We start from the raw sequence: 26989 nt of genomic DNA, 5'->3' as shown, positions 1-26989 counted from the left end.
GTCGGCCACCCGTGACGTCGGCGGCGGCGTCAGCCCTGCTCTCCCGGCAGCCGCAGGTCCCAGCCGACCAGGGCGCGCAACTGCTCCGCGGTCACGCCGTCCGGCACCGGCTGGGGAGCGTCGTGGCGCAGCGGCGGCTGCCAGCCCTCGTCCTCGGTCCAGCGGCGCACCACCTTGGCCGGCGCCCCGGCGACCACACTGTGGTCCGGCACCTCGCCGCGCACCACGGCGCCCGCCGCGACCACCACGTTGCGGCCGATCCGCGCCCCCGGCAGGATCACCGAGCCGGTGCCGATCCAGCTGCCCGAGCCGATCTCCACCGGCTCGTTGCGTGGCCACTGCTTGCCGATCGGCAGCTCGGTGTCCCGGTACTCGTGGGCCTGGTCGCTGATGTACACGCCGGGCCCGGTCCACACGTCGTCGCCGATGACGATCGACTGGTGCCCGACGATGTGGCTGTCCCGGCCGATCACGCACCCCCCGCCGATCCGCACGATCGGATCCGGCCCGAGGTCGAGCCCGGGCAGGAACCCGGCGCTGATGGTGACCCGCTCGCCGATGATCGAGAACGGCCCGATGGTGATCCACCGCTCGTTGAACACCGCCCCGAGCGGGAAGCTGAGTGTCGTGCCGTCCCCCAGCTCGCCGAACCGGTACGGGCCGGGGTTGCGGTTGGTGACCGCACCGGTCCGCTGCACCCAGCGCCAGCCCCGGTGAACGAGGCGCCCGGCGGCACGGCGGCCACCGGTCCGGACGGCTGAGACGAGGGAACGGGTTATCGGCATGCGCTCACGTTACCGGCCCGTAGCTTCCGCCCGTTCGCCGGGAGGCGTCCGGAGGAGCGTCCGAAATCCGCGACCTGCAGCCGACCGCGGTGGAAGACTCCATCCCATGGAGATCACCGAGCACATCGACGCGCTGCGCCGCGAGGGCACCCGGCTCGCCGAGGCCGCGGCCCGTACCGAACCGTCGGCCCCCGTACCGACCTGCCCGGAGTGGCAGTCGGCGGACCTGCTGCGACACATCGGCTCCGTCCACCGGTGGGCCGCCGCCATCGTCTCCCGGGGCCTGCGGGCGCCCCTGGACGAGGCGGGCGCGCAGGCCGCCATCGGGCCGCTGCCACCGGACGCCGAGCTGCTCGGCTGGTACCGCGAGGGCCATGCCGCCCTGGTGGACACGCTCATCGCGGCGCCCGTCGACCTCGAGTGCTGGAGCTTCCTGCCCTCGGCCGGCCCGCTGGCGTTCTGGGCCAGGCGCCAGGCGCACGAGACCGCCATCCACCGCCTTGACGCCGACGCGGCCGCCGGGGCGCCCGGCCCGGTCGTGGACACCGCGCTCGCCCTGGACGGCATCGACGAACTGGTGCGCGGCTTCATGCCCCGTGCCCGGTCCGCGCTGCGCAGCGACGTGCCGCGCACCCTCCAGGTCCGGGCCACCGACGGAGCCGGTGCCGGTACCGGAGCCGGTGCCGGAGCCGGTGCCGGTGCCGGAGGCGCAACGACAACCGCAGAGGAGGCCGGCTCCTGGCGGCTGACGATCACCCAGGAGCCGCCCACCGTCACCACCGGCGAGAGCCCCGAGCCGGCCGACCTGACCCTCACCGGTCCCGCCCACGAGCTCTACCCGCTGCTGTGGAACCGGCTGTCCGCCGAGCGGGCCGGGAAGGTCGAGGCGATCGGCGACCGGAGCCTGCTCGCACTCTGGAGCGACGCGGCGGCGGTCCGCTGGTCGTGACGCCGCGAGGAGCCGCGGCACCCGCGGCACCCGCGAGGACTCAAAGGCACCGGCGAGGAGCCGAGGCACCGGCGAACGGCGGCGGCGTCCGAACGGTCCTGACGCCCGGGGACGGTGACGTCCCCGGGCCATCGGGCGCGGACGCCCGGGGATCCCGCCGTCAGCGCACCCAGCGAGCGGGCCGCTTCTCCAGGAACGACCGCATGCCCTCCTGCGCCTCCTCCGAGCCGAAGAGCCGCGCCGACAGCTCCACCAGCTCGTCCGCGTCCCGTTCGAAGGAGCGCACCACCTCGGCGTTGGCCAGCCGCTTCGACTCCGCCAGGCCCTGCGGGGAACCCAGGCGCAGCGCGTCCAGCAGGCCCTTCAGCACCACGGCGGTGGACTCGGCGGAGTCGGTGGCGCTGGTGATCAGCCCGATCCGGGCGGCCTCGGCGGCGTCGAAGACCTCGCCGGTGAGGTAGTAGCGGGAGGCGGCGCGCGGGTCCAGCTTCGGGCGCAGCGGCAGCGAGATGACGGCGGGCGCGAGACCGAGCCGCACCTCGGTGAAGGCGAAGGTCGAGGCCGGCCCGGCGACGGCGAGGTCCGCCGCGCCGACCAGGCCGAGGCCGCCGGCCCGCACGTGCCCGTCGATGACGGCGATCACCGGCTTGGCGCAGTCCACGATCGCCCACTGGAGCTCGACCAGACCGCGCGGGCCGACCGTCGGGTCCGCGCCGGTCGCCTCGGAGAGGTCCGCGCCCGCGCAGAACACCTTGCCGGTGTGCCCGAGCACCACCGCGCGGACCTCGGGGTCGGCCGCGGCGGCGGTCAGCCCGGCGCGCAGCTCGGCCATCAGCCGGGTGGAGAGCGCGTTGCGGTTGTGCGGCGAGTCGAGGGTGAGCGTGGTGACGGCATCGGCGGTGCTGACGTGGACGAGGGGCGCTGCGCTGGTCATCGGCGGGCCTGCCTTCCGGCTGAGGGTGGGTCGGACTGCGGGCGTCTCCCGGGATCCGCCCGGACGACGCCCGCACGACTCTGGCACGCCCACCCGCCCCTCGGCCAGAGCCGACCACCTCGGGGATCCGGAGACGCTCCCCTTCCTCCCTGCCGGGAACCGGGCCAGGAACCGGGCCAGGATCTCGGGCCGGGAACCGGGCCGAGACCCCGACCGGGGGTCCCTCGCCGAGAGCCGCCGAAATCCGGTGGTGGCGGTCCCCGCCCCCACGGCAGCATCGTCGCCATGACCACCTCCGCCCCCGTCCTGCTGCTCGCGCCGCGCATCAACGAGACGGGCCTCCAGCTGCGCACCGCCGCCGGACGCCGCGGTCTGCGGGCGTACACCGCGACGTCCTGGCAGGCGCCGCCCGAGCTGCTCGACACGAGCGTGCACATCTACGGCGGACCGCTGTTCGGCGACGCCGTAGGGCGGGAGTTCGGCCTCGGCCTGCTGGAGCCGGCCGCCGACTGGCTGACCCGGCTGCCGCTCGACCTGACCGGGCGGCGGGTCTCCTGCACCACGCTGGCCGAGGCCCGCCGCCTGCGACACCCGGCCTTCGTCAAGCCGCCGGTGGACAAGGTGTTCGCCGCCCGGGTCTACCCCGACGGAGTGGCGCTGCCCGGGCCCGAGCTGCTGGACGGGGACACGCCGGCGCTGGTGAGCGAGGTGGTGCGGTTCGCGGTGGAGTACCGGCTGTTCGTGCTGGACGGCGAGGTGCGGGCCGGCTCCCGGTACGCGATCGACGGCGACCTGTCGGTGGCGCCGCTCGACCAGGCGCCCGACGGCCAGGCCGCCGACGCACTGGCGTTCGCCGGTGATGTCCTGGCCGCCTCGTCGGCGGCCGCGCCGCTGCCGAGCGCCGTCGTGGTGGACATCGGGCGGACGGGCGACGGAAGTTGGGCCGTGGTGGAGGCCAACGCGGCCTGGGCCAGCGGTGGGTACGCCGCCGATCCGGACGCCGTCCTGGACGTGGTGCTTCGTTCGGGTGGCCCGGCGGCCCAGCTCCCCGCCGCTGACCGCCCGTTCCTGCGCGAGCTGCCCGACGTGGTGCGCTGAGGGCGGCCCGCCACCGGGGCCGGGCTTGCGGCCCCGGCGGATCGTGGCGGAGGATCCGCGCCATGACCACCTCCCACCTCACCCACATCACCGAGCCGCCCGGGGTTGCTCCGGGTACCGGCTACACCCAGGTCGTCACCGGCACCGGTCGGCTGGTCCTGGTCTCCGGCCAGGTCGCCTTCGACGAGCAGCGGAACCTGGTCGGCGAGGACGACCCGAAGGCCCAGGCGCTGCAGGTCTTCGAGAACCTGCGGCGCTGCCTGGCCGCCGCCGGGGCCGGGTTCGAGCACGTCGTGAAGCTCACGTACTTCATGACGGACATCGCCCACCTCGCGGCCGTCCGTGAGGCCCGCGACGAGCACCTGGGCGCGCTTCCGGCGCCGGCCTCCTCCGCGATGCAGGTGGCGGCCCTGTTCCGGCCCGAGGTGCTGATCGAGATCGAGGCGTTCGCGATCGTCCCGGAGTAGTCGGCGCGGGGGCAGCGGACAATTAACAGCCGACCGACGACGGATGACAGCTGACAGATTTCAAATTCTGTCAGCTGTCATCCTTCGCACCTTCGCCCGCGCTGCCCAACTCGCACTGCCCGACTCGCGCCGCCCCGCCGCGCCCAGCCCCGTCAACTCCCGAGTGGTACAGACCTGTTGACGCATTGGTCCAGTCCTCCTACAGTTCCCATGCCTCGCCTCCCCACGGCGCAGGCATCGATCGCCCACGGATCAACCAAGGTTCTACGTCACCCTGTTCAACCCCCACAGCCACAGGGAGAACCATGTCCGCTCGATCCCGGGCCGGGCGCCCGCGCGTGCGCAGCAGACTGCTGGCACTGCTCTCCGTCCTGCTCCTGCCCCTCGCCGCGCTCACCGCGCTGGCCGCCCCGGCGAACGCCGCCGGAAGGCTCACCGCTGCCTTCACCACCGCCGACAACGGCTCCTGGTGGCAGGGCACCTACATCGTCCGCAACGACAACGCGACCGCGGTGAGCGGCTGGACCCTGGAGTTCGACCTCCCGACCGGCGTCACCATCGGCAACAGCTACAACGGCACCGCGACCGTCAACGGCCGGCACGTCACCGCCACCGCCGCGTTCTACAACTCCACCGTCAACGCCCACAGCACCACCGAACCGTACAGCTTCTGGTTCGTCGGCAACGGTCCGGTCTCCACCCCGCTCAACTGCCGTGTCAACGGCGACAAGTGCGACGGCACGGCGGACGTCCCACCGTCCGCACCGGGCACGCCGACGGTCACCGAGTCCACCGCGCACACGCTCGCCCTGAGCTGGCCGGCCGCCACCGGCGGGGACTTCCCGGTCACCTCCTACGACGTGCTGAGCGGCAGCACCGTGCTGGCCACCGGCCCGTCCACCAGCGTGCTGGTCACCGGCCTCACCCCGGCCACCTCCTACACCCTGGCCGTCCGGGCCAAGGACAGCCGCGGCAACACCGGCCCGCTCGGCCCGTCCGTCACGGCGTCCACCTTCGACCCGTCCACCGACACCTCGCCGCCCACCGCACCGACCGGCCTCCGGACGACGGCCGTCAGTTCGTCGGAGGTGAAGCTCGCCTGGAACGCCGCCACCGACAACGTCCGGGTCGCCGCGTACGACGTCTACCGGGGCGACGCCCTGGCGGCCACGGTCACCGGCGGCACGCTCGGCGCGACCGTCGGCAGCCTCTCGCCGTCCACCACCTACACCTTCACCGTGAAGGCCCGGGACGCCGCCGACAACGCCTCGCCCGCCTCCGCCCCGCTCACCGTGACCACCTCGGACCTGGTCGGCGCCGGGAAGTACGCCCGGGTCGGCTACTTCGTCCAGTGGGGCATCTACGGCCGCCAGTACTTCGTCAAGAACCTGGACACCTCGGGCGCCGCCGCCAAGCTCGACGTCATCAACTACGCCTTCGAGAACATCGATCCGGTCAACCTGACCTGCATGGCGGGCGTCACCAAGGGCACCAGCGGCAACCCGCAGGACCCGGACCAGGGCACCGGCGCCGGCGACGCCGACGCGGACTACGGCCGGGCGATGAGCGCCGCCCAGTCGGTGGACGGCGTAGCCGACGACGGCTGGGGCAAACTCCGCGGCAACCTCAACCAGTTGAAGAAGCTCAAGGCCAAGTACCCGAACCTGAAGGTGGTCGTCTCGCTCGGCGGCTGGACCTACTCCAAGTACTTCTCCGACGCCGCCGCCACCGACGCGTCCCGCCAGAAGTTCGTCAAGTCCTGCGTCGACACCTGGATCAAGGGCAATCTGCCGGTCTACAACGGCGCCGGCGGCGACGGCGTGGCCGCGGGCATCTTCGACGGCATCGACCTCGACTGGGAGTGGCCCGGCTCCGCCGACGGCCACCCGGGCAACCACTGGAGCCCGAACGACAGGGACAACCTGACCCTGCTGCTGGCCGAATTCCGCAAGCAGCTGGACGCGTTGGGTGGCTCGCACAAGCTGCTCACCGCGTTCACCCCGGCCGACCCGGCGAAGGTCGCCGCCGGCTGGGACCTCTCGAAGATCTTCGGCTCGTTGGACATCGCCAACGTCCAGGGCTACGACTTCCACGGCTCGGGCAGCGACAACTCCTGGGAGCCGAACCGCACCGGCCACGCCTCCAACCTCTACCAGGACCCGAACGACCCGTACAGCACCCACTTCAGCGTGGACACGGCCGTCCAGACGTACCTGAACGCCGGGGTCAACCCGCGCAAGCTGACCATCGGCTTCCCGTTCTACGGGCGCGGCTGGCAGGGCGTCGCGGACGGCGGTGCGAACGGCGCCTGGCAGTCCGCGAACGGCGCCGCACCGGGCCAGTTCACCGACGAGGCCGGTACCCGCGGGTACCACAACCTGGTCACCAGCCTCTCCGGCCTCAAGGTCTACCACGACCCCAAGTCCGTCGCGACGTACGGCTACACGGGAGCCGGCGGCCAGTGGTGGAGCTTCGACGACGCCTGGGCGATCTCGCAGAAGACCGCCTACCTGAAGTCGAAGAACCTGCTCGGCGGCATGATCTGGGAGATGTCCGGCGACACCCCGTCCGGCACCCTGATGTCCGCACTGGACACCGGGCTCAGGTAGCCCCACCGCGCCGCCACCCGGACAGCCCGCGCCACGACACGAACGGGGCCGGTGTCCCTCCCCGCACCGGGGAGGGACACCGGCCCCGCGTCACGACCGCCGTCCTACCGCGAGGCCATCGCCGTCAGCCGCCGCGCCGCCCGGTACTGCCGCAGCACCTGGGAGAAGGAGGTGTGCCCCTGGGTGGTCCGGGCGAACGCCCGCCAGGCCGCCGGCACCAGGCAGACCGCCGCGTGGAACAGGTACGGCCGCCGCTCGAAGGCGCCCAGCAGCTGCTTGCCCGCGCGCATCTCCACGCCCAGCCCGGCCTTGACCGCGAACGCGTAGTTCAGCGCCTCGCGCCGCACCGCCGTCGCGTCGCCCGCCTCGGCGATCTTCACCGCCCACTCGCCGGCCAGCCGGCCCGAGCGCAGCGCGTACGAGATGCCCTCGCGGGTCCACGGCTCCAGCAGTCCGGCCGCGTCCCCGGCGACCAGCACCCGGCCGCGGGAGAGCGGCGAGTCCTCGGTCCGGCAGCGGGTCAGGTGCCCGGACTCGACCCGGGGGGTGAACCCGGACAGGCCCAGTCGGCGGATGTAGTCGGCGAGGTACTGCTTGGTCCGCTCGCCGTCGCCACGGGCCGAGATGACCCCGACGGTCAGGCTGCTGGTCTCGGTCTTCGGGAACACCCAGCCGTAACTGCCGGGCAGCGGGCCCCAGTCGAGGTGGATCCGGCCCGACCAGTCGGCGGCGACCTGCGCCGGCACCGGGATCTCCGCCTCCAGGCCGAGGTCGATCTGGTCGAAGGTGACGCCGACGTGCCGGCCGATCCGGCTCGCGCTGCCGTCCGCGCCGACCACCGCGCGGGCCTCGAAGGTGCACCCGTCCGCCGCCGTGACCAGCGCCGTCCGGTGCTCGCCGCCGCGCTGCTCGACACCGGTGACGGTCACCCCGGTGACCAGCACCGCCCCGGCCTGCTTGGCCGCCTGCACCAGGCGCAGGTCGAACTCGTCCCGGTTGACCAGGCCGAACAGCATCCGCTTGGACCGCCGGGTGCGGGTGTACCTCCCGTCGTAGGCGAAGGTGACGGCGTGCACCCGGTCCTGCAGCGGCAGCCGGAAGTCCGGCGGGAGGCTGTCCCGGGACGGGCCGATGATGCCGCCGCCGCAGGTCTTGTACCGGGGGTGTTCGGCCTTGTCGAGCAGCAGTACCCGGCGGCCCTGGGCCGCGGCGGCGTGCGCGGCCGAGGAGCCCGCCGGTCCGGCGCCGACCACCACGACGTCCCAGACGCCGTCCAGCGGCCCGGCCGCGTCGTCGGTCGGACCGCCCTCGGCCGGGCTGTCGAGCGGGCTGCGGGAATCGGAGCTTCCGGAGTCAGTCACGTCGAGCAATCCTATGTGTCCGGCCGCGCCGTTCGAGCACGCCGCCCCAGTCACCGGCCGCCCCGTTCACCGGCCACCCGGTTCCCCGAGGGACCGGAACGGGGCCGTCGGCGTCCGGCGGGGTCCGCGGGGATCCGGCCCCCGCACCCTCGGAACACCCCGTTCCGCTCCGCCTATGATCGGCACTACCGCAACCCGCTTCCTCCGCCCGCACACCACCCTGGGCGGACCGTCTCCCCGGAGCCTCGATGTCACAGCCCCTGGCCGACGCCGTCCGGTCCCTGATGGACCGTGCCCGCACCGACCTCGCCGAACTGGTCGCCTTCCCGTCGGTCGCCGACCCGCGCCAGTTCCCGGTCGAGGAGTGCGAGAAGGCCGCGCGCTGGGTCGCCGACGCCTTCGCCGCCGAGGGCCTGACCGGCATCCGGCTGCTGGACACCCCGGACGGCACCCAGTCCGTCTACGGCGAGCTGCCCGGCCCCGAGGGCGCGCCGACCGTCCTGCTCTACTCCCACTACGACGTCCAGCCCCCGCTGGACGAGGACGCCTGGCTCAGCCCCGCCTTCGAGCTGACCGAGCGCGACGGCCGCTGGTACGGGCGCGGCGCCGCCGACTGCAAGGGCAACATCCTGATGCACCTGACCGCCCTGCGGGCGCTGCGTCAGGTCCACGGCGACGCCTACCCGGTCGGCCTGAAGATCATCGTCGAGGGCTCCGAGGAGCAGGGCACCGGCGGTCTGGAGCGCTACGCCGAGGCCCACCCCGAGCTGCTCGCCGCCGACGCCATCGTCATCGGCGACACCGGCAACTTCGCCCCCGGCCTGCCCACCGTGACCGCCTCCCTGCGCGGCATGACGATCGTCGAGGCCACGGTCACCACGCTGGCCGGCAACCTGCACTCCGGCGCCTTCGGCGGCGCCGCCCCGGACGCGCTGCAGTCGCTGGTCCGGATGCTGGCCTCGCTGCACGACGAGAACGGCGACGTCGCGGTGGCCGGCCTGACCGCCGACCAGACGTGGGAGGGCGTGCAGTACCCGGAGGAGCAGTTCCGCGCCGACGCCAAGGTGCTCGACGGCGTCGCCCTGACCGGCACCGGCACCATCGCGGACCGCCTCTGGGCCCGCCCGGCCGTCACCGTCCTCGGCATCGACGCCCCGCCGGTGATCGGCGCCACCTCCTCCGTCCAGTCCACCGCCAAGGCCCTGATCAGCCTGCGCGTCGCGCCGGGCACCGACCCGGGCGCCGCCCAGGACGCGCTGGTCGCCCACCTGCGGGCGCAGGTCCCGCTCGGCGCCCACCTGACGATCGAGCGCCAGGGCAACGGCGCCCCGTTCCGCGCCGACACCAGCGGCCCGGCCTACGAGGCGATGGGCGAGGCGATGGCGGAGGCCTTCGGCACCCCGATGGTCGCCTCCGGCGAGGGCGGCTCGATCCCGCTCTGCAACACGCTGCGCTCGCTCTACCCGCAGGCCGAGATCGTGCTGATCGGCGTCGAGGAGCCGACCACCCAGATCCACGCGGTCAACGAGAGCGTCGACCCGCTGGAGCTGGAGCGGATGGCCCTCACCGAGGCGCTGTTCCTCCGCCGCTACGCCGAACTGCGCTCCGTCTGACGGACGTTCGGGGCGAGGTCCCGAGGGGCCTGCCGAGGCACGTCCGGCCGCCCGCCGCGCAACCGGCGGGCGGCCGCCAGCACCGCCGCGTACCCGACCGCGCCCACCGCGAGCCCGGCCCCGGCGCCGAAGCAGACCTCCGGCACCAGGTTCCGCCGCAGCGGACCGAGCCGCTGCAGCACCCCGGCGGCCGTCGCCGCGCCCAGCACCGCGACGGCCGTCCGCCGGGCCCGGGGCGCGAGCCGCACGGCCGGCCGCACCGGCTCGACGGCCCGCACCGCACGCGCCGCCCAGCCGCCCAGCGCCGCCAGGGCGAGCGCCGAACTGCCGTACTGCAGCGCCTCGTAGAGCGGAACCCCGGCCGCCTGCCGGTCCAGTACGGGCAGCAGCCGCGACCCCAGCCGACCGCCGTGGGTGAACGCGTCCCAGCCGACGTGGGTGGCCGCGCCGATGGCCGCCGACACCGCGAACCACGCCGCACCGCGGGCCGCTCCGCCGCCTCCGAGGCCGTGGACGCCCCCGGCCCGCCGGGCGGTCAGCGCCTCGGCGCCGCCCGCCCAGCGCTCGGGCAGCAGCGCCACCACCGGCCCGCGCAGCAGCCCGTGCCAGCCGGCCACCAGCACGCCGGCGATCGCCACGTCCAGCGTCGGCACCGCCCACCAGCGGTGCGTCAGCCCGCCGTGGCCGTACACGCCGGGCAGCAGGGACTCGGCGAAGAACGGCACGTCCGGCGCCATCGACCCGGCGACCAGCGCCGACGCCACCAGGGGCCCGCGCGCCCCGGCGGCACCCAGCAGGGGCAGGACGGCGGCGGGATGGCTCAGCGTGAACGGCATGCCTCCATCCTCCCGCCCGTGACCGCGGCGCCGCGCACCGGGAGGCGCGTCACGGGCCGCTCCGCCGCGACCACCCGGCACCGACCGCCGTGAACCTGCCCCTGGACCGACCGCACCGAACGCGCCGGACGCACCGACCGCGCCGACCGCCCGCTACGCCGCGTCCGCCGTGCTCGCCAGCCCGACGGCCACCCGGCTCCCCGCCTCCAGGTAGCGCAGCTCGCCGCTCCGTCGCGCGTCCAGCGCTGCCGCCAGCCGCCGGTACCGCCCCGGGGGCAGCAGTTCGCCGGCCTCGTCCAGGGTGACGAAGCGCCAGCCGCGCAGCTCCTCCTGCTGGAGCAGCAGGTTCTGCCGGCCCTCCGCGTTCAGCAGGCCGCCGTCGTACACCAGCCGCAGGCCGCCGCGGCGCGGGCCGGTACGCGGCTCCCAGTCGACGGCGAGCAGGCGCAGCGTGGCCGGGTCGAGGCGCAGGCCCAGCTCCTCGGCGGTCTCGCGCAGGGCGGCGTCGGTGGGGGCCTCGCCGCGCTCGACCACGCCGCCGGGGAAGTCCCAGTCCGGCTTGTAGACCGGGTCGACCAGCAGCACGCGGTCCTGCTCGTCGAAGAACAGGACGGCGGAGGCCACGGTGTCCCCGGTCGGGTCCGGGGTCTGGACGATCGGACAGCGGGCGGCGCCGACCCGGACCAGCTCGGCGATCCGGTGCGCGGTCTCCCGGGGAGAGAGCCCGCTGGTGTCGATCATGCGGGCGTCGCCGACCAGCCAGCGGCGGGCGGCGCGGTAGTGGGGCAGGTGTTCGAGGCACCAGGTGCGGACCCGCTCGCTGCCCTCCGGATCGCCCGGGCACTCCTCGCGGTGGGCGATGCGGTCACGCAGGATCGTTTCTTCAGGGTCCAGCACGAAGTGGTGCACCGTGATCCCGTGCGAGGCCAGGTCGCCGAAGATCTCGTCCCGGTAGTCCTCTCGGAGCAGGGTCATCGGGACCACCAGCGGGCCCCCGACCTCACCGAGCAGCGCCGCCGCCGTCTCGGGGACGAGCCGGCGCCAGGCCGCCAGGTCCTGGAAGTCGGACACCGTCGCCAACCGGTCGACCGGAAGCATCCGGCGCAGGCCGAAGCCCACCAGCTCGGGATCGAAGAGCACGCTCCCGGGCAGCAGTTCCACCAGCTCGCGGCAGGCGCTCGTCTTGCCCGCCCCGAATGTTCCATTGACCCAGACGATCACAACGTCCCCTGCCCTCGACTTCCCCCGATGCCGTTCGCACCGGGCAGCGCCCCCGTTGGTCGAACCAGCGCCACCCGTGGTGGTACCCGCGCCACGCCGCTCCCCATGCCTCCCCGACGCGCCCGCCCGCACGCCCCGACCTGCCCCGTGACAGCGGCATGTGCCCAGGTCAGGCCCCCGTGGGCGGAAATATGCAGACCGGTCTACATCAAAATTGCACCCCTTCACTACTGCTAGGGCACAGGGCGCCTGACGGGTCGACTTGCCGCGCATGCCCCGCTCGTACGGTCCGCGCGCCCCCACCCGTACGCCCCGTGCCCCCGCGTGCGCGCTCCGCACCCGCGCTGCGCCCGCCGGCCATCGGTCGAGACGGGCGCCGTGCTCATCCACTCGGACGCGCCCACCGGTCAGGCGATCGTCATGGTCGACCCGTCCGGCGAGAACAGCATCGTCGTCGTGCCCGGCGCCAACGCCCACCTCACCCCGCAGGAGGTCACCGTCGCCCTCGGCCGCCTCCGTCTGCTCCCCGTCGACGTGGTCCTGACCGGCGACGAGGTCCCCGAGGAGTGCGTCCGGGCGACCGCCGCCGCCCTGCCCGCCGCAGGCCCCTCGGGCGGCACCCGCCGGCTGCACAACACCGCCCCCGCCGGCGCCCTGCCGGAGGCCGGCCCCACCGGACGCCGCCCGCTGATCGTCGCGAACGCCGTCGAGGCCCGCCGGCTCACCGGAGCCGCCGACGTCGCCGAGGCCGCCCGGGTCCTGGCCCGACGCGCCGAGGGCGCCGTGGTCACCCTCGGCGGTGCGGGCGCGCTGGTCGCCGTGGGCGGGACGGCGGTCCACCTGCCCGCCCCCGCCGTCCGGGTGGTCGACACCACCGGCGCCGGCGACGTCTTCTGCGGCGCCCTGGCCGCCGGGCTCGCCCGCGGCGCCGACCTGCCCGACGCGGCCGCCACCGCCGTCGCGGCCGGGGCGTTCGCCGTCACCGGCCTCGGCGCCCGCGGCGTCCTGCCCCGCCCGACGGACCTCTGACCACGCGTCGGCGGCGCGCCCGTCAGGGCACCGGCCCCCGCCCGCGGAAGCCCCGCGGAAGCCCCGCGGAACGCCCGGCGGACGCCGGGGCGTCGGCGCCCCGGAACGCCCGTCGAGGGCACCCGGCGGACCCGGTGCCCCCGACGGGCGGACGGCGGACCCGCTACGGGCGCCCCATGAACGCCGGGTAGTAACCGCTGCTGATCGCCGAGGTCCGGACGTTGGTCCCGGGCCGCGCGGCCTCGACGTACCGGTTGTCGCCCAGGTAGATCGCCACGTGCTGGATGCCGCGCGCGGTCCCGTCCGGCGACCAGAACAGCAGGTCACCACGGCGCAGCTGGCTCGCGCGGATCGGCGTGGTGGCCGCGTACTGGTCGTTGGCGACGCGCGGCAGCTCGATCCCCCCGCGCCGGAAGGACTGCTGCACCAGGCCCGAGCAGTCGTAGCCGTCCGGCCCGTTGCCGGCCCGGCGGAACGGTACGCCCAGCTGGGAGAGCGCGAACTGCACGGCGGTCTCGACGTCCCGGTCCTCCGCGACCGAGTCGTCGTGGTCGCCGGAGCCCGCGGACCCCGAGGAGGAGCCGCCGCCGGTGCGGTCCAGGTAGACGTCGTAGTGCGAGGTCCAGCGCCACTCGCCCTTGCTGTTGCGGAACCAGTACCGCGAGCCGTCCCAGCCCTGCTTGATCCCGGAGGACCTGCCGGTGGCCTTGGCGGCGGACGCGGAGCCGCCCCCGGTCCGGGCCGCGTACACGCTGTAGTGCGAGGTCCAGCGCCACTGCCCCTGACTGTTCTTGAACCAGTACCGCGAGCCGTCCCACCCGGCGTGCGCCGGGGCGGGCTCGGCGGCCGCGGGGCTGACGCCGGTGCCGAGGCCGATCACGCCCGCGCCGGTCGCGATCACGGCCACCATGCCTATCCCCCGACGGAGCCGCGCGGTGCGGGACGGACGGGAGGGGCGGACGGCGGCAGCGTCCTGCTGCCCGGTCGGTTCGCCGGCGGCCTCCGGCGCGCCGGTGTTGACGGTGGTCATCGTGCTGACTTCCTTCACTGCTGCGGATCGCTGCGGACTGCAGCGGGTTGTGTGACCGGCCAGGAATGGCCGTGCCTGTCGGCAGAGCCCCCGTCCGGCACGCCGCGGCTTCCGGTCCTGCGACCGGAAGCCGCGGCGTGTCGTCCAGGGGATTCGGTTCTGCCTGCGTGTCACGTTAGGCACGCGTCCGCTCACGGCGCGCAGTGGAGTGCGCCAATGGAAGGGTCACGGGTGGTGAGCACCGACGGCGCATCAGGGTGAACACCCGTCATCCGAGGGGGCGTCCGGAGCCCCGTCGTCAGCGTCCGCCGGCCTCCGCCAGCAGCTGCTTCTTCAGCACCTTTCCCAGCGCGTTCCTGGGCAGTTCGGGTACCAGGACGACCCGGCGCGGCCGCTTGTGCACCGAGAGCCGATCCGCCACGAAGGCCGTCAGCTGGTCCCCCGTCACGGCGCCGTCCGCGATGACGTACGCGACGATCGCCTGTCCGAGGTCCTCGTCCGGCACGCCGACCACGGCCGCGTCGGCGACCGACGGGTGGTCGCGCAGCGCGGCCTCCACCTCGCCCGCGCCGATCCGGTAGCCGCCGCTCTTGATCAGGTCCACCGAGGCGCGGCCGACGATCCGGTGGAAGCCGTCCGCCCCGATCACCGCGACGTCGCCGGTGCGGAACCAGCCGTCCGCCGTCCACGCCTCGGCGTCCGCGTCCGGCCGGTTGAGGTAGCCGCTGAACAGCGTCGGGCCGCAGACCTGGAGTTCGCCGACGCTCTCCCCGTCGCTCGGCACCGGCGCGCCGTCCTCGCCGACCAGCCGGGTACGGACCCCGTCCACCGGCAGCCCGACGCTGCCGGGGCGCCGCTCGCCGTCCGCCCGGGTGCTGACGGTGATCAGCGACTCGGTCATCCCGTACCGCTCGATCGGGGCGTGCCCGGTGAGCGCCGCCAACCGCTCGAACACCGGGACGGGCAACGGCGCGCTGCCGGAGACCAGCAGCCGGGCCGGGGCGAGCCGGGCCGCCGCCGCCGGGTCCGCCGCCACCCGGGACCAGACGGTGGGCACCCCGAAGTACAGGCTGCCGCCCGCCGTCGCGTACCCCTCCGGGGTGGGCCGCCCGGTGTGCACCAGGGCGCTGCCGGTGCGCAGGGCGCCGAGCACGCCGAGCAGCAGTCCGTGCACGTGGAACAGCGGCAGGCCGTGCGCCAGGGTGTCCTCGGCGGTCCACTGCCAGGCGGCGGCCAGGGCGTCCAGGTCGGCGGCGACCGCCTCGCGCCGGATCACCACGCCCTTCGGCGCGCCGGTGGTGCCGGAGGTGTAGAGCACGAAGCCGGTCGACTCGGGAGCCGGCTCGGCGAAGGTGGTGGCGGAGCGCTGCGCCGGGTCGACCGGCAGCCCCGCCACCGGGGTGTCCTGCGGCGGCGTCTCCCCGACGGCGTGCGCGAGCAGCGCCGCGCCCGAGTCGCGCAGGATGTGCTCGCGCTCCTTGGGCCCCGAGTCGGGCGGCAGCGGCACCACCGGGACGCCCGCCAGCAGGCCGCCGACCACGGCGGTGACGGTCTCGACGGTGGGCCGGGCGAGCACCGCGAGCGCCGGGGCCCCGGCCACCCGGTCGGCGACGGCGGTCGCCGCGCCCAGCAGGTCCTCCCGGGAGAGCGTCCGACCGTCGATCCGCAGCGCGTCCGCCGCGTCGCCGAAACCGCCCTGAAGTGCCGTCAGCAGTGCCATGCCACCGTCCTCGCCTCGTCCCACGCCACCGCGCCCCGTCGTCCCGGGGCGCGCCCGCCTCGCGCGTCCGCCTCCGCGTCACGCGTCGGCGCCGACTCTACGGGCCGCCGCCCCGCCCGCCGCGCTCCGGGGACGACGGGGCCGGGCCGAGGAGGAGGGGCCCCCGGGAACGCCGGAGGGCGTGGCACCGGGTACTCCTCGGTGCCACGCCCTCCTCGGTCGTCCGGGGATCAGGCCTTGCGGGCCTTCACCTCGGCGGTGAGCTGCGGCAGCACCTGGAAGAGGTCGCCGACCACGCCGTAGTCGACCAGTTCGAAGATCGGGGCCTCGGGGTCCTTGTTGACGGCCACGATGGTCTTCGAGGTCTGCATGCCGGCCCGGTGCTGGATGGCACCGGAGATGCCCGCCGCGACGTACAGCTGCGGGGAGACCTGCTTGCCGGTCTGGCCGACCTGGCTGCTGTGCGGGTACCAGCCGGCGTCCACGGCGGCGCGCGAGGCACCGACGGCCGCGCCCAGCGCGTCCGCGAGCTCCTCGACCACGCCGAAGCCCTCGGCGGCACCGACGCCGCGGCCGCCGGAGACCACGATGGCGGCCTCGGTCAGCTCGGGGCGGCCGGAGGACACCCGCGGGGTGCGGGAGGTGACCTTGGCGGCGTTGCCGGTGAACTCGACGGCGACGTTCTCCACCGCGCCGGCGGCCGGGGCGGCCTCCGGGGCGACGGCGTTCGGCTTGACGGTGATGACCGGCGCGCCCTTGGTGACCTTGGACTTCACCTGGAAGGACGCGGCGAACACCGACTGGGTGGCGACCGGACCGCCGTCGCCGGCCTCCAGGTCGACGGCGTCGGTGATGATGCCGGAGCCGATCCGCAGCGCGACGCGCGCGGCGACCTCCTTGCCCTCGCCGGAGGACGTCACCAGCACGGCGGCGACGTCGTTGGCCTTGGCGATCTGGGCCAGGGCGTCCACCTTCGGGACGACCAGCTGGTCGGTGAACTCGGCGCCGTCGGCGACGTACACCTTCGCCGCGCCGAACTCGCCGGCCTTGGCGGCGATGTCGGCCGCGGCCGCACCGGCGCCCAGGACGACGGCGGACGGCTCGCCGATGCGGCGGGCCAGGGTCAGCAGCTCCAGGGCCGGCTTGCGGACCACACCGTCGGCGTGGTCCACCAGAACCAGGATCTCAGCCATGATTCGTTGCTCCTGATCGATCGTTGGATGCGCGAACGGGTGGGACTAGATGAACTTCTGGTCGGCGAGGAAGGCCGCGAGCGACTTGCCGCCCTCGCCCTCGTCCTTGACGACCGTGCCCGCGGTCCGCGCCGGACGCGCCGCCACCGACTCGACCGCCGTCCACGAACCCGCCAGGCCGACCTCGTCCGCCTCGATGCCCAGGTCGTCCAGGTCCAGCGACTGCACCGGCTTCTTCTTCGCCGCCATGATCCCCTTGAACGACGGGTAGCGGGCCTCGCCCGACTGGTCCGTCACCGAGACCACGGCCGGCAGCGGAGCCTCCACCAGCTCGGTCGCCGCGTCACCGTCCCGACGGCCCTTCACCACGCCGCCCTCGACCGACACCTCCGACAGCAGCGTCACCTGCGGCACGCCCAGACGCTCCGCCAGCAGCGCCGGCAGCACGCCCATCGTGCCGTCCGTCGACGCCATGCCACCGATCACCAGGTCGAACCCGACCCGCTCCAGCGCCTTCGCCAGGACCGCCGACGTCCCGATCACGTCGCTGCCGTGGATGTCGTCGTCGTTCACGTGCACGGCCTTGTCCGCGCCCATCGACAGCGCCTTGCGCAGCGCGTCCTTGGCGTCGTCCGGCCCGACCGTCAGCACGGTGACCTCGGCGCCCTCGTTCGCCTCCGCGATCCGCAGCGCCTGCTCCACGCCGTACTCGTCGAGCTCCGACAGGAGGCCGTCCACACCCTCCCGGTCGGTGGTGTGGTCGTCCGCGAAACGACGGTCCCCCGTCGCGTCCGGCACGTACTTCACACAGACAACGATCCTCAAGCTCACGGCCTTGTCTCCTGTACTGGTCTCGTCCGGCGGCTGCGGCGGTGCAAGCGGGCGCGAACACGGCACGCACCCGCTCCGGGCAGCGAATTCCCGTGCCGGTCCGGAACTTCCTGGCAGCATACTCGCCAAAACGCAGTGGTCACTACTGGCCAGTAGCTTATGCCGTGCGGCTGCTCCCGCCGCCTGCGCCCATCCTGCCCCAGCCCGGGACCGACTCCACCCGACGGGGCGGAACAAGTGCGGCCGGATCGCTCATCCCAGGGCTCCCACCGGGACCCGCACCCGCCTCACACCACGCGGCCGAGCGCCGCGATCACGTCCACCCTGCGCGGCTGCCCCGCCGCCCGCCGCACCACCCGGCCCGCCCCGTCCAGCACCAGGACGGTCGGCGTCCGCCGGACCTCCAGCCGGCGGACCAGCTCCAGCCGCTCCTCGGCGTCCACCTCGACGTGCTCGACCCCGTCGACCATCCCGGCCACCTCGGAGAGCACCCGCCGGGTGGCCCGACACGGCTGGCAGAACGCCGTCGAGAACTGCACCAGCGTCGCCCGCGCGCCGAGCGGCCCGCCCAGCTCGCTCTCCGTCAGCCGTACCGCCCCGTCCTCGGTGCTCAACCCCGACCCTCCCGTCGTTCCCGGCCCGCGGCGGCCGGTCCCGGCCGCCGTCGAGCCACCACAACGCACACCGCGGGACGACTCATCCCCCCAGTCTGCGGCAGCGCCGGCGGGGCCCGAAACCCGGTCGACCGCCGGGGCCGGGCCGCGTACGATCGGCCGGTGGACTCCGACTGTCGCCCAACGCCGCTTCCGGTCCGCCGACGCGTCATCGGCCCGGCCCGGGCCACCGTCCACCGACGACGCTGACGCCCCACCGCTGCCGCTGCCCGTCGCGACCCCCGGAGCCCCCGTTGCAGACCGATACTCGCGGCCCCCGCTTAGCCGCAGCGCTCAGCGCGATCGTCCTCGCCGTCGTCCTGCGCACCGGCAACTGCCCCCTGCTGGCCGCCCAGACGCTGGTCTTCGCGCTCGGCGCCTTCGGCGGCCTGCGCCTGGCCCCTTACGTCCGGCTGTTCCAGCTGCTGGTGCTCCCCCGGCTCGCGCCGCCCTCGGCGACCGAGGACGAACGGCCGCTCCGCTTCGACCAGGGCGTCCTCGCGGTGTTCGCCGCGGTCGGCACCCTCGGCTACTGCGCCGAGGTGACCTGGCTCGGCGTGCTGGCCGGCTCGGCCGCCCTCACCGCCGCCTTCGTCAACGCCGCGTTCGGCTACTGCGTGGGCTGCGAGCTCTACCCGCTGGTCCGGCGCGCCCAGGGCCGCCTCACCGCCCGCGCCTGACCCGGGAGCCCGGAAAAGTTCCCGTTCGAATTCATCACGGACGTCACACCGCCAAAATTCGCTTGACCGCACCCCTCAGGTGACAGAGGGCACTCGTTCGGGGGATCATCTCCGTGAATCACCCGTGACCGCCGCGGCGTGCCGTGCTCCGGTCGGCACCGCCCGCGCAACGGAGCGGGTACCCGCCGAACCGGGCTCCGGCCCGTGGAAGTCAGGATTGACCGTGGCAGAGTTCGTGTACCCGCCGGTGATCGGCGCCGCACTCACCGCCTTCCGCGCGCTCGACGTGCGGATCAAGATCGTGGGCGCCGAACACATCCCCGCCAGGGGGGGAGCCGTCCTGGTCAGCAACCACATCAGTTACCTGGACTTCCTGTTCGCGGGCCTCGGCGCGTACCGCGGCGGCAAGCGCAAGACCCGCTTCATGGCCAAGGACGACGTCTTCAGGCACCGGATCTCCGGCCCGCTGATGCGCGGCATGAAGCACATCCCGGTGGACCGCACCGACGGCCAGCCCGCGTACGAGGCCGCCGTGCGCGCCCTCAAGTCCGGCGAGGTGGTGGGGGTGTTCCCCGAGGCGACCATCAGCCGCTCGTTCATGCTGAAGAAGTTCAAGACCGGCGCCGCCCGGATGGCCGCCGACTCCGGCGCCCCGCTGCTGCCCGTGGTGCTCTGGGGCACCCAGCAGCTCTGGACCAAGGGCCGCCCGAAGACCCTCACCAAGCGGCACGTCCCGGTCACCATCATGATCGGCGAACCGATCCACCTCGGGCCGGACGACAAGCCCGTGATGGTCACCCGGAGGCTGCGCGCCGCCATGGGCGAGATGCTCGACAAGGCCCAGCGCGAGTACCCCGGCAAGCCCTCCGGCCCGGACGACAGCTGGTGGCTGCCCGCCCACCTCGGCGGCACCGCGCCCACCCTGGAGGTCGCCGAGGCCGAGGACGAGGCGGAGGCCCTCGACAAGGCCGAGCGCCGCGCCGCCCGGGGCTGACTCCTCCGCTCCACCCGCCACACCTACTCCGTGCGATCGAGCGAGCGCGTTCCGTCGCGTGTCGCCCGGCCGCCGACGCCCCCGTCTGACACAGTGACAGCTCCTTTCAGGGGCCTTCGTCCTGAATCCGCGACGGGGGCACACGTCGGAGTGGTCGAAGGCTCGGAGGCGGAGATGGCACGGATCACCACCGGAACACGGCAGTCACCAACGGGCAGGGCCCGCACCCGCGCGAGCGCCGGTGCGGGCCTTCTGCTCCTGGGCACCCTGCTCACCGGCTGCGGGGCCGAACCCGGGGAGATCCCGCTCTCGGAGATCCGGCCGGAAGTCCCCAGCGCCACCCCCGAGGCGACACCCGCCGCGGCCCCCGGCGCGACCCCCGGTGTGATCGGCGCGGCCGCCGGAGCGCCCGCGGCCGCCGTGCACAACGGTCTGATCGTCAGCCGCGCCTACACCGACGCCTCCCGCAGCAGCAGCGCGATCGTCACCTTCACGCCCGACGGCGCCGGCCAGCACCAGGTCACCCAGCCGCCGGCCCGCGCCCTCGACGACCGCCCGGACTGGTCCCCGGACGGCACCACCATCGCCTTCGACCGCACCGACCCGCAGACCGGCGCCGCCCGGCTCTGGACCGTCCCCGCCGACGGCGGCACCGAGCACCAGGTCAGCCCGCTGTGCGAGAGCGGCACCGCCGACTGCGCCAACGAGGACGAGCGCGCCCCCGCCTTCTCCCCGAACGGCAGGCAGGTCGCCTTCAGCCGTTCCTGGGGCGCCGTGGACGCGGCCGGCAGCCACCAGATCCAGTACTCGGACCTCTACCTGATGAGCCCCGAGGGCACCGACGTCCAGCGGCTCACCTTCCTCACCAACGACAAGCCCTACTCCGGCGCGGTCAGCAACCCCAGCTGGTCCCCCGACGGCAAGCAGCTCACCTTCGAGTACCGGACCAGCGCCACCGGGCAGCCCGCCGACAGCCGCGCCATCTACGTCGTCAACGCGGACGGCACCGGGCTGCGCCAGCTCACCCCCTGGGAACTGCGCGCCGGCGACCGGGCGGACTGGTCCCCGGACGGCACCCAGATCCTCTTCACCACCTACCCGGCCGGCCCCGACAACGCCCCCGGCGGCGGGATCTACACCGTCCACCCCGACGGCAGCGCCATCGGCGCCCTGACCCCCGCGCCCTCGGACACCTTCTACGGCACGGCCGCCTACGCGCCCGACGGCAAGTCCATCGTCTTCGCCCAGGCCCCCGCGGGCGCCGGGGCCGACCTCTACAGCATGCGACCGGACGGTACGGGCGTCGTCCGCCTCACCAACAGCGCGGACAAGTGGCTCAGCCGGCCGGCCTGGGGGACGGCGGACGGCCCGGCGGCTCCCGCCGAACAGGCCCAGGCCACGGCCCAGGCGTCGGCCGCCCCTTCGGATCGGCCTTCCGACCAGCCCTCGGGTCAGGCATCCGGTCAGGCGTCGGAGGCACCCCAGGCGCCCCGGCCCGATTCCCAGAAGCCGGCCCAGGCCCAGGGACAGGGAGCCACCGAACAGCCGCGGCCCGGGACGGAGTCCGAGTCCGATTCCGATTCCGGCGCCGGCTCCGAGTCCGACGAATAGAGCGTTCGGCTCCGGAAATGCGAAGAACCCCCATCCGGATCCCGGATGGGGGTTCTTCAGCAATGATTGTTCGGCGGCGTCCTACTCTCCCACAGGGTCCCCCCTGCAGTACCATCGGCGCTGTAAGGCTTAGCTTCCGGGTTCGGAATGTAACCGGGCGTTTCCCTCACGCTATGACCACCGAAACACTATGAAACTGTCAACCGCACACCCGTGGACACGGGCGGGTCGTTGTTTCAGAACAACACAGTGGACGCGAGCAACTGAGGACAAGCCCTCGGCCTATTAGTACCGGTCAACTCCACCCCTCACAGGGCTTCCATATCCGGCCTATCAACCCAGTCGTCTACTGGGAGCCTTACCCTCTCAAGGAGGTGGGAGTGCTCATCTCGAAGCAGGCTTCCCGCTTAGATGCTTTCAGCGGTTATCCCTCCCGAACGTAGCCAACCAGCCATGCCCTTGGCAGAACAACTGGCACACCAGAGGTTCGTCCGTCCCGGTCCTCTCGTACTAGGGACAGCCCTTCTCAACACTCCTACGCGCACAGCGGATAGGGACCGAACTGTCTCACGACGTTCTAAACCCAGCTCGCGTACCGCTTTAATGGGCGAACAGCCCAACCCTTGGGACCTACTCCAGCCCCAGGATGCGACGAGCCGACATCGAGGTGCCAAACCATCCCGTCGATATGGACTCTTGGGGAAGATCAGCCTGTTATCCCCGGGGTACCTTTTATCCGTTGAGCGACGGCGCTTCCACAAGCCACCGCCGGATCACTAGTCCCTACTTTCGTACCTGCTCGACCCGTCAGTCTCACAGTCAAGCTCCCTTGTGCACTTACACTCAACACCTGATTGCCAACCAGGCTGAGGGAACCTTTGGGCGCCTCCGTTACCCTTTAGGAGGCAACCGCCCCAGTTAAACTACCCACCAGACACTGTCCCTGATCCGGATCACGGACCCAGGTTAGACATCCAGCACGACCAGAGTGGTATTTCAACGGCGACTCCACAACAACTGGCGTTGCTGCTTCACAGTCTCCCACCTATCCTACACAAGCCGAACCGAACACCAATATCAAGCTATAGTAAAGGTCCCGGGGTCTTTCCGTCCTGCTGCGCGAAACGAGCATCTTTACTCGTAATGCAATTTCACCGGGCCTATGGTTGAGACAGTCGAGAAGTCGTTACGCCATTCGTGCAGGTCGGAACTTACCCGACAAGGAATTTCGCTACCTTAGGATGGTTATAGTTACCACCGCCGTTTACTGGCGCTTAAGTTCTCAGCTTCGCCTGGTCGAAACCAAGCTAACCGGTCCCCTTAACGTTCCAGCACCGGGCAGGCGTCAGTCCGTATACATCGCCTTACGGCTTCGCACGGACCTGTGTTTTTAGTAAACAGTCGCTTCTCGCTGGTCTCTGCGGCCACCCCCAGCTCAAGGTGCAAGACCCATCACCAGGAATGGCCCCCCTTCTCCCGAAGTTACGGGGGCATTTTGCCGAGTTCCTTAACCATAGTTCACCCGAACGCCTCGGTATTCTCTACCTGACCACCTGAGTCGGTTTGGGGTACGGGCCACCATGAAACTCGCTAGAGGCTTTTCTCGACAGCATAGGATCATCCACTTCACCACAATCGGCTCGGCATCAGGTCTCAGCCTTCATGTGAGGCGGATTTGCCTACCTCACGGCCTACACCCTTACCCCGGGACAACCACCGCCCGGGCTGGACTACCTTCCTGCGTCACCCCATCGCTCACCTACTACCCCGTTGGGCCACCGGCTCCACCACGTCCCTTCGTCCGAAGACTCCAGGCCGGCTTCACGGGCTTAGCATCAAGAGGTTCAGCGTTGGCGCTTCAAAGCGGGTACGGGAATATCAACCCGTTGTCCATCGACTACGCCTGTCGGCCTCGCCTTAGGTCCCGACTTACCCTGGGCAGATCAGCTTGACCCAGGAACCCTTGGTCAATCGGCGCAAGAGTTTCCCACTCTTGTATCGCTACTCATGCCTGCATTCTCACTCGTATACCGTCCACGACTGGTTTCCACCGCCGCTTCACCCGGCACACGACGCTCCCCTACCCATCACAGCAGGCGTTGGCCCTTAATGCTGCAATGACACGACTTCGGTGATGTGCTTGAGCCCCGCTACATTGTCGGCGCGGAATCACTTGACCAGTGAGCTATTACGCACTCTTTCAAGGGTGGCTGCTTCTAAGCCAACCTCCTGGTTGTCTCTGCGACTCCACATCCTTTCCCACTTAGCACACGCTTAGGGACCTTAGTCGGTGTTCTGGGCTGTTTCCCTCTCGACCATGGAGCTTATCCCCCACAGTCTCACTGCCACGCTCTCACTTACCGGCATTCGGAGTTTGGCTAAGGTCAGTAACCCGGTAAGGCCCATCGCCTATCCAGTGCTCTACCTCCGGCAAGAAACACGTGACGCTGCACCTAAATGCATTTCGGGGAGAACCAGCTATCACGGAGTTTGATTGGCCTTTCACCCCTAACCACAGGTCATCCCCCAGGTTTTCAACCCTGGTGGGTTCGGTCCTCCACACGGTCTTACCCGCGCTTCAACCTGCCCATGGCTAGATCACTCCGCTTCGGGTCTTGGGCATGCAACTCAACCGCCCTATTCGGACTCGCTTTCGCTACGGCTACCCCACACGGGTTAACCTCGCTACACACCGCAAACTCGCAGGCTCATTCTTCAAAAGGCACGCAGTCACGGCCCACCAGCAAGCTGGCGAACGACGCTCCCACGGCTTGTAGGCACACGGTTTCAGGTACTATTTCACTCCGCTCCCGCGGTACTTTTCACCATTCCCTCACGGTACTATCCGCTATCGGTCACTAGGGAATATTTAGGCTTAGCGGGTGGTCCCGCCAGATTCACACGGGATTTCTCGGGCCCCGTGCTACTTGGGAGTTCTTCAAACGAGCCGTACAGATTTCGTCTACGGGGGTCTTACCCTCTACGCCGGACCTTTCGCATGTCCTTCGACTACCCATACGGTTTCTGACTCGCCGACCGGCCGGCAGACCGGTCAAGAAAAATCCCACGACCCCGAAACGGCAACCCCTGCCGGGTCTCACACCATTCCGGTTTAGCCTCATCCAGTTTCGCTCGCCACTACTCCCGGAATCACGGTTGTTTTCTCTTCCTGCGGGTACTGAGATGTTTCACTTCCCCGCGTTCCCTCCACACTGCCTATGTGTTCAGCAGCGGGTGACAGCCCATGACGACTGCCGGGTTTCCCCATTCGGAAACCCCCGGATCAAAGCCTGGTTGACGGCTCCCCGGGGACTATCGTGGCCTCCCACGTCCTTCATCGGTTCCTAGTGCCAAGGCATCCACCGTGCGCCCTTAAAAACTTGGCCACAGATGCTCGCGTCCACTGTGCAGTTCTCAAACAACGACCAGTCACCCACCCTCGACGATCCGAAGACCACCTCAAGTGAGGCCAGCTCTGAGACAACGGTTACCCGTTCCCTCAGGACCCAACAACGTGCCCGACACAGTCGATACAGGACCTGTCTTCCACGCCCCGAAGGGCAGTACTGGCAGTCCGTTCTCCACTGTGCCGAATAGTCAACGTTCCACCCATGAGCAACCCGTGCAGGACATTCGCCTGCAAGCGGCTATGTGCTCCTTAGAAAGGAGGTGATCCAGCCGCACCTTCCGGTACGGCTACCTTGTTACGACTTCGTCCCAATCGCTGGTCCCACCTTCGACGGCTCCTCCCCTTACGGGTTAGGCCACCGGCTTCGGGTGTTACCGACTTTCGTGACGTGACGGGCGGTGTGTACAAGGCCCGGGAACGTATTCACCGCAGCATGCTGATCTGCGATTACTAGCAACTCCAACTTCATGGGGTCGAGTTGCAGACCCCAATCCGAACTGAGGCCGGCTTTTTGGGATTCGCTCCGCCTCACGGCATCGCAGCCCTTTGTACCGACCATTGTAGCACGTGTGCAGCCCAAGACATAAGGGGCATGATGATTTGACGTCGTCCCCACCTTCCTCCGAGTTGACCCCGGCAGTCTCCTGTGAGTCCCCATCACCCCGAAAGGCATGCTGGCAACACAGAACAAGGGTTGCGCTCGTTGCGGGACTTAACCCAACATCTCACGACACGAGCTGACGACAACCATGCACCACCTGTATACCGACCACAAGGGGGCACCCATCTCTGGGTGTTTCCGGCATATGTCAAGCCTTGGTAAGGTTCTTCGCGTTGCGTCGAATTAAGCCACATGCTCCGCTGCTTGTGCGGGCCCCCGTCAATTCCTTTGAGTTTTAGCCTTGCGGCCGTACTCCCCAGGCGGGGAACTTAATGCGTTAGCTGCGGCACCGACGACGTGGAATGTCGCCAACACCTAGTTCCCAACGTTTACGGCGTGGACTACCAGGGTATCTAATCCTGTTCGCTCCCCACGCTTTCGCTCCTCAGCGTCAGTAATGGCCCAGAGATCCGCCTTCGCCACCGGTGTTCCTCCTGATATCTGCGCATTTCACCGCTACACCAGGAATTCCGATCTCCCCTACCACACTCTAGCCTGCCCGTATCGAATGCAGACCCGGGGTTAAGCCCCGGGCTTTCACATCCGACGCGACAGGCCGCCTACGAGCTCTTTACGCCCAATAATTCCGGACAACGCTCGCACCCTACGTATTACCGCGGCTGCTGGCACGTAGTTAGCCGGTGCTTCTTCTGCAGGTACCGTCACTTGCGCTTCTTCCCTGCTGAAAGAGGTTTACAACCCGAAGGCCGTCATCCCTCACGCGGCGTCGCTGCATCAGGCTTTCGCCCATTGTGCAATATTCCCCACTGCTGCCTCCCGTAGGAGTCTGGGCCGTGTCTCAGTCCCAGTGTGGCCGGTCGCCCTCTCAGGCCGGCTACCCGTCGTCGCCTTGGTAGGCCATTACCCCACCAACAAGCTGATAGGCCGCGGGCTCATCCTGCACCGCCGGAGCTTTCCACCAACCCCCATGCGGAGGAAGGTCGTATCCGGTATTAGACCCCGTTTCCAGGGCTTGTCCCAGAGTGCAGGGCAGATTGCCCACGTGTTACTCACCCGTTCGCCACTGATCCACCCCGAAGGGCTTCACCGTTCGACTTGCATGTGTTAAGCACGCCGCCAGCGTTCGTCCTGAGCCAGGATCAAACTCTCCGTGAATGTTTACCCGTAATCGGGTGCACACCCGCGTTGAGCGGCACGGCAACCACCGGAATAGGGCGGCCCCGCGCACTGCGTCCTCGCTAGTGTTTGTTTCAAAAGGAATCTCCAACCCCAGGAATCCTGAGGCCGGGGATGTCAACATATCTGGCGTTGACTTTTGGCACGCTGTTGAGTTCTCAAGGAACG

General features: G+C 71.1%; 19 protein-coding genes and 3 rRNA genes. 9 read left to right on the top strand and 13 right to left on the bottom strand.

Features of this window, described 5'->3' with window-relative positions; translation table 11 throughout:
* Window positions 1-29 precede the first annotated feature (29 nt).
* Entirely contained in the window at window positions 30-785 is a 756-nt protein-coding gene (locus tag ACZ5GH_RS30415) for an acyltransferase (protein WP_401118116.1), read from the bottom strand.
* 106 nt (window positions 786-891) lie between these two features.
* On the opposite strand from ACZ5GH_RS30415, the gene ACZ5GH_RS30410 reads away from it, so the two are divergent.
* Window positions 892-1734: a maleylpyruvate isomerase N-terminal domain-containing protein gene (locus ACZ5GH_RS30410; RefSeq protein ID WP_464335876.1), complete on the top strand. Its 843-nt coding sequence runs from the start codon at window positions 892-894 to the stop codon at window positions 1732-1734.
* A gap of 160 nt (window positions 1735-1894) precedes the next feature.
* On the opposite strand, the gene ACZ5GH_RS30405 is transcribed toward ACZ5GH_RS30410, so the two are convergent.
* On the bottom strand, window positions 1895-2668 hold the full coding sequence (locus ACZ5GH_RS30405; protein ID WP_464335875.1) for an enoyl-CoA hydratase family protein: 774 nt from the start codon (window positions 2666-2668) through the stop codon (window positions 1895-1897).
* 285 nt (window positions 2669-2953) lie between these two features.
* On the opposite strand from ACZ5GH_RS30405, the gene ACZ5GH_RS30400 reads away from it, so the two are divergent.
* From ACZ5GH_RS30400 to ACZ5GH_RS30390, 3 genes are all read left to right on the top strand, one after another.
* Window positions 2954-3766, top strand: a complete 813-nt coding sequence (locus ACZ5GH_RS30400) for an ATP-grasp domain-containing protein (protein ID WP_464335874.1) — start codon at window positions 2954-2956, stop codon at window positions 3764-3766.
* 62 nt (window positions 3767-3828) lie between these two features.
* Window positions 3829-4233, top strand: a complete 405-nt coding sequence (locus tag ACZ5GH_RS30395) for a RidA family protein (protein ID WP_387759739.1) — start codon at window positions 3829-3831, stop codon at window positions 4231-4233.
* Between the two features lie 305 nt (window positions 4234-4538).
* On the top strand, window positions 4539-6842 hold the full coding sequence (locus ACZ5GH_RS30390; RefSeq protein ID WP_464335873.1) for a glycosyl hydrolase family 18 protein: 2304 nt from the start codon (window positions 4539-4541) through the stop codon (window positions 6840-6842).
* A gap of 104 nt (window positions 6843-6946) precedes the next feature.
* Here ACZ5GH_RS30390 and ACZ5GH_RS30385 read toward each other — a convergent pair whose 3' ends face one another.
* The gene (locus ACZ5GH_RS30385) at window positions 6947-8203 is read right to left on the bottom strand and encodes a geranylgeranyl reductase family protein (protein ID WP_464335872.1); all 1257 of its coding nucleotides are present in this window, start codon (window positions 8201-8203) and stop codon (window positions 6947-6949) included.
* A gap of 248 nt (window positions 8204-8451) precedes the next feature.
* Between ACZ5GH_RS30385 and ACZ5GH_RS30380 the strand changes: the two genes are divergently transcribed.
* Complete coding sequence (locus tag ACZ5GH_RS30380) at window positions 8452-9816, top strand: M20/M25/M40 family metallo-hydrolase (RefSeq protein WP_464335871.1); 1365 nt, start codon at window positions 8452-8454, stop codon at window positions 9814-9816.
* On the opposite strand, the gene ACZ5GH_RS30375 is transcribed toward ACZ5GH_RS30380, so the two are convergent.
* Both ACZ5GH_RS30375 and ACZ5GH_RS30370 read right to left on the bottom strand, forming a co-directional pair.
* A complete protein-coding gene (locus ACZ5GH_RS30375) occupies window positions 9792-10652 on the bottom strand; it encodes a DUF4184 family protein (RefSeq protein ID WP_464335870.1) in 861 nt (286 codons plus the stop codon). The genes ACZ5GH_RS30380 and ACZ5GH_RS30375 overlap by 25 nt on opposite strands.
* A gap of 153 nt (window positions 10653-10805) precedes the next feature.
* A complete protein-coding gene (locus ACZ5GH_RS30370; protein ID WP_387759731.1) occupies window positions 10806-11873 on the bottom strand; it encodes an NUDIX hydrolase in 1068 nt (355 codons plus the stop codon).
* 324 nt (window positions 11874-12197) lie between these two features.
* Here ACZ5GH_RS30370 and ACZ5GH_RS30365 point away from each other — a divergent pair, with 324 nt between their 5' ends.
* On the top strand, window positions 12198-12902 hold the full coding sequence (locus ACZ5GH_RS30365; RefSeq protein ID WP_464335869.1) for a PfkB family carbohydrate kinase: 705 nt from the start codon (window positions 12198-12200) through the stop codon (window positions 12900-12902).
* A 163-nt stretch (window positions 12903-13065) separates the two neighbouring features.
* Here the strand turns inward: ACZ5GH_RS30365 and ACZ5GH_RS30360 are convergent, their stop codons facing one another.
* The 5 genes from ACZ5GH_RS30360 to ACZ5GH_RS30340 all read right to left on the bottom strand — a co-directional run bounded on the left by ACZ5GH_RS30360 (window position 13066) and on the right by ACZ5GH_RS30340 (window position 18290).
* The gene (locus ACZ5GH_RS30360) at window positions 13066-13932 is read right to left on the bottom strand and encodes a C40 family peptidase (RefSeq protein ID WP_387759728.1); all 867 of its coding nucleotides are present in this window, start codon (window positions 13930-13932) and stop codon (window positions 13066-13068) included.
* 298 nt (window positions 13933-14230) lie between these two features.
* On the bottom strand, window positions 14231-15652 hold the full coding sequence (locus tag ACZ5GH_RS30355) for an acyl-CoA synthetase (protein WP_387759726.1): 1422 nt from the start codon (window positions 15650-15652) through the stop codon (window positions 14231-14233).
* Between the two features lie 230 nt (window positions 15653-15882).
* Window positions 15883-16845: an electron transfer flavoprotein subunit alpha/FixB family protein gene (locus ACZ5GH_RS30350; protein ID WP_387759724.1), complete on the bottom strand. Its 963-nt coding sequence runs from the start codon at window positions 16843-16845 to the stop codon at window positions 15883-15885.
* 45 nt (window positions 16846-16890) lie between these two features.
* Entirely contained in the window at window positions 16891-17676 is a 786-nt protein-coding gene (locus ACZ5GH_RS30345; RefSeq protein ID WP_387759722.1) for an electron transfer flavoprotein subunit beta/FixA family protein, read from the bottom strand.
* A 287-nt stretch (window positions 17677-17963) separates the two neighbouring features.
* A complete protein-coding gene (locus tag ACZ5GH_RS30340) occupies window positions 17964-18290 on the bottom strand; it encodes a thioredoxin family protein (RefSeq protein WP_387759721.1) in 327 nt (108 codons plus the stop codon).
* Window positions 18291-18583: 293 nt separating this feature from the next.
* On the opposite strand from ACZ5GH_RS30340, the gene ACZ5GH_RS30335 reads away from it, so the two are divergent.
* The 3 genes from ACZ5GH_RS30335 to ACZ5GH_RS30325 all read left to right on the top strand — a co-directional run bounded on the left by ACZ5GH_RS30335 (window position 18584) and on the right by ACZ5GH_RS30325 (window position 21614).
* Window positions 18584-19009, top strand: coding sequence for a DUF4395 domain-containing protein (locus ACZ5GH_RS30335; RefSeq protein ID WP_387759720.1), 426 nt, complete (start codon window positions 18584-18586; stop codon window positions 19007-19009).
* A gap of 223 nt (window positions 19010-19232) precedes the next feature.
* A complete protein-coding gene (locus tag ACZ5GH_RS30330; RefSeq protein ID WP_387759719.1) occupies window positions 19233-20003 on the top strand; it encodes a lysophospholipid acyltransferase family protein in 771 nt (256 codons plus the stop codon).
* 174 nt (window positions 20004-20177) lie between these two features.
* A complete protein-coding gene (locus ACZ5GH_RS30325) occupies window positions 20178-21614 on the top strand; it encodes a TolB family protein (RefSeq protein ID WP_464335868.1) in 1437 nt (478 codons plus the stop codon).
* Between the two features lie 68 nt (window positions 21615-21682).
* Here the strand turns inward: ACZ5GH_RS30325 and rrf are convergent.
* The 3 genes from rrf to ACZ5GH_RS30310 form a co-directional block, all read right to left on the bottom strand.
* Window positions 21683-21799: ribosomal RNA gene (rrf, locus tag ACZ5GH_RS30320) — 5S ribosomal RNA — on the bottom strand.
* 80 nt (window positions 21800-21879) lie between these two features.
* Window positions 21880-25000, bottom strand: a 23S ribosomal RNA gene (locus tag ACZ5GH_RS30315).
* A 276-nt stretch (window positions 25001-25276) separates the two neighbouring features.
* Window positions 25277-26800, bottom strand: a 16S ribosomal RNA gene (locus ACZ5GH_RS30310).
* Together the 16S, 23S and 5S rRNA genes form the textbook arrangement of a ribosomal RNA operon.
* Window positions 26801-26989: the final 189 nt, after the last annotated feature.

The organism is Kitasatospora sp. Xyl93 (assembly GCF_055383135.1).
Note: the sequence above shows the minus strand (reverse complement) of the source record. Positions and strands in the feature narration are given on the sequence as shown.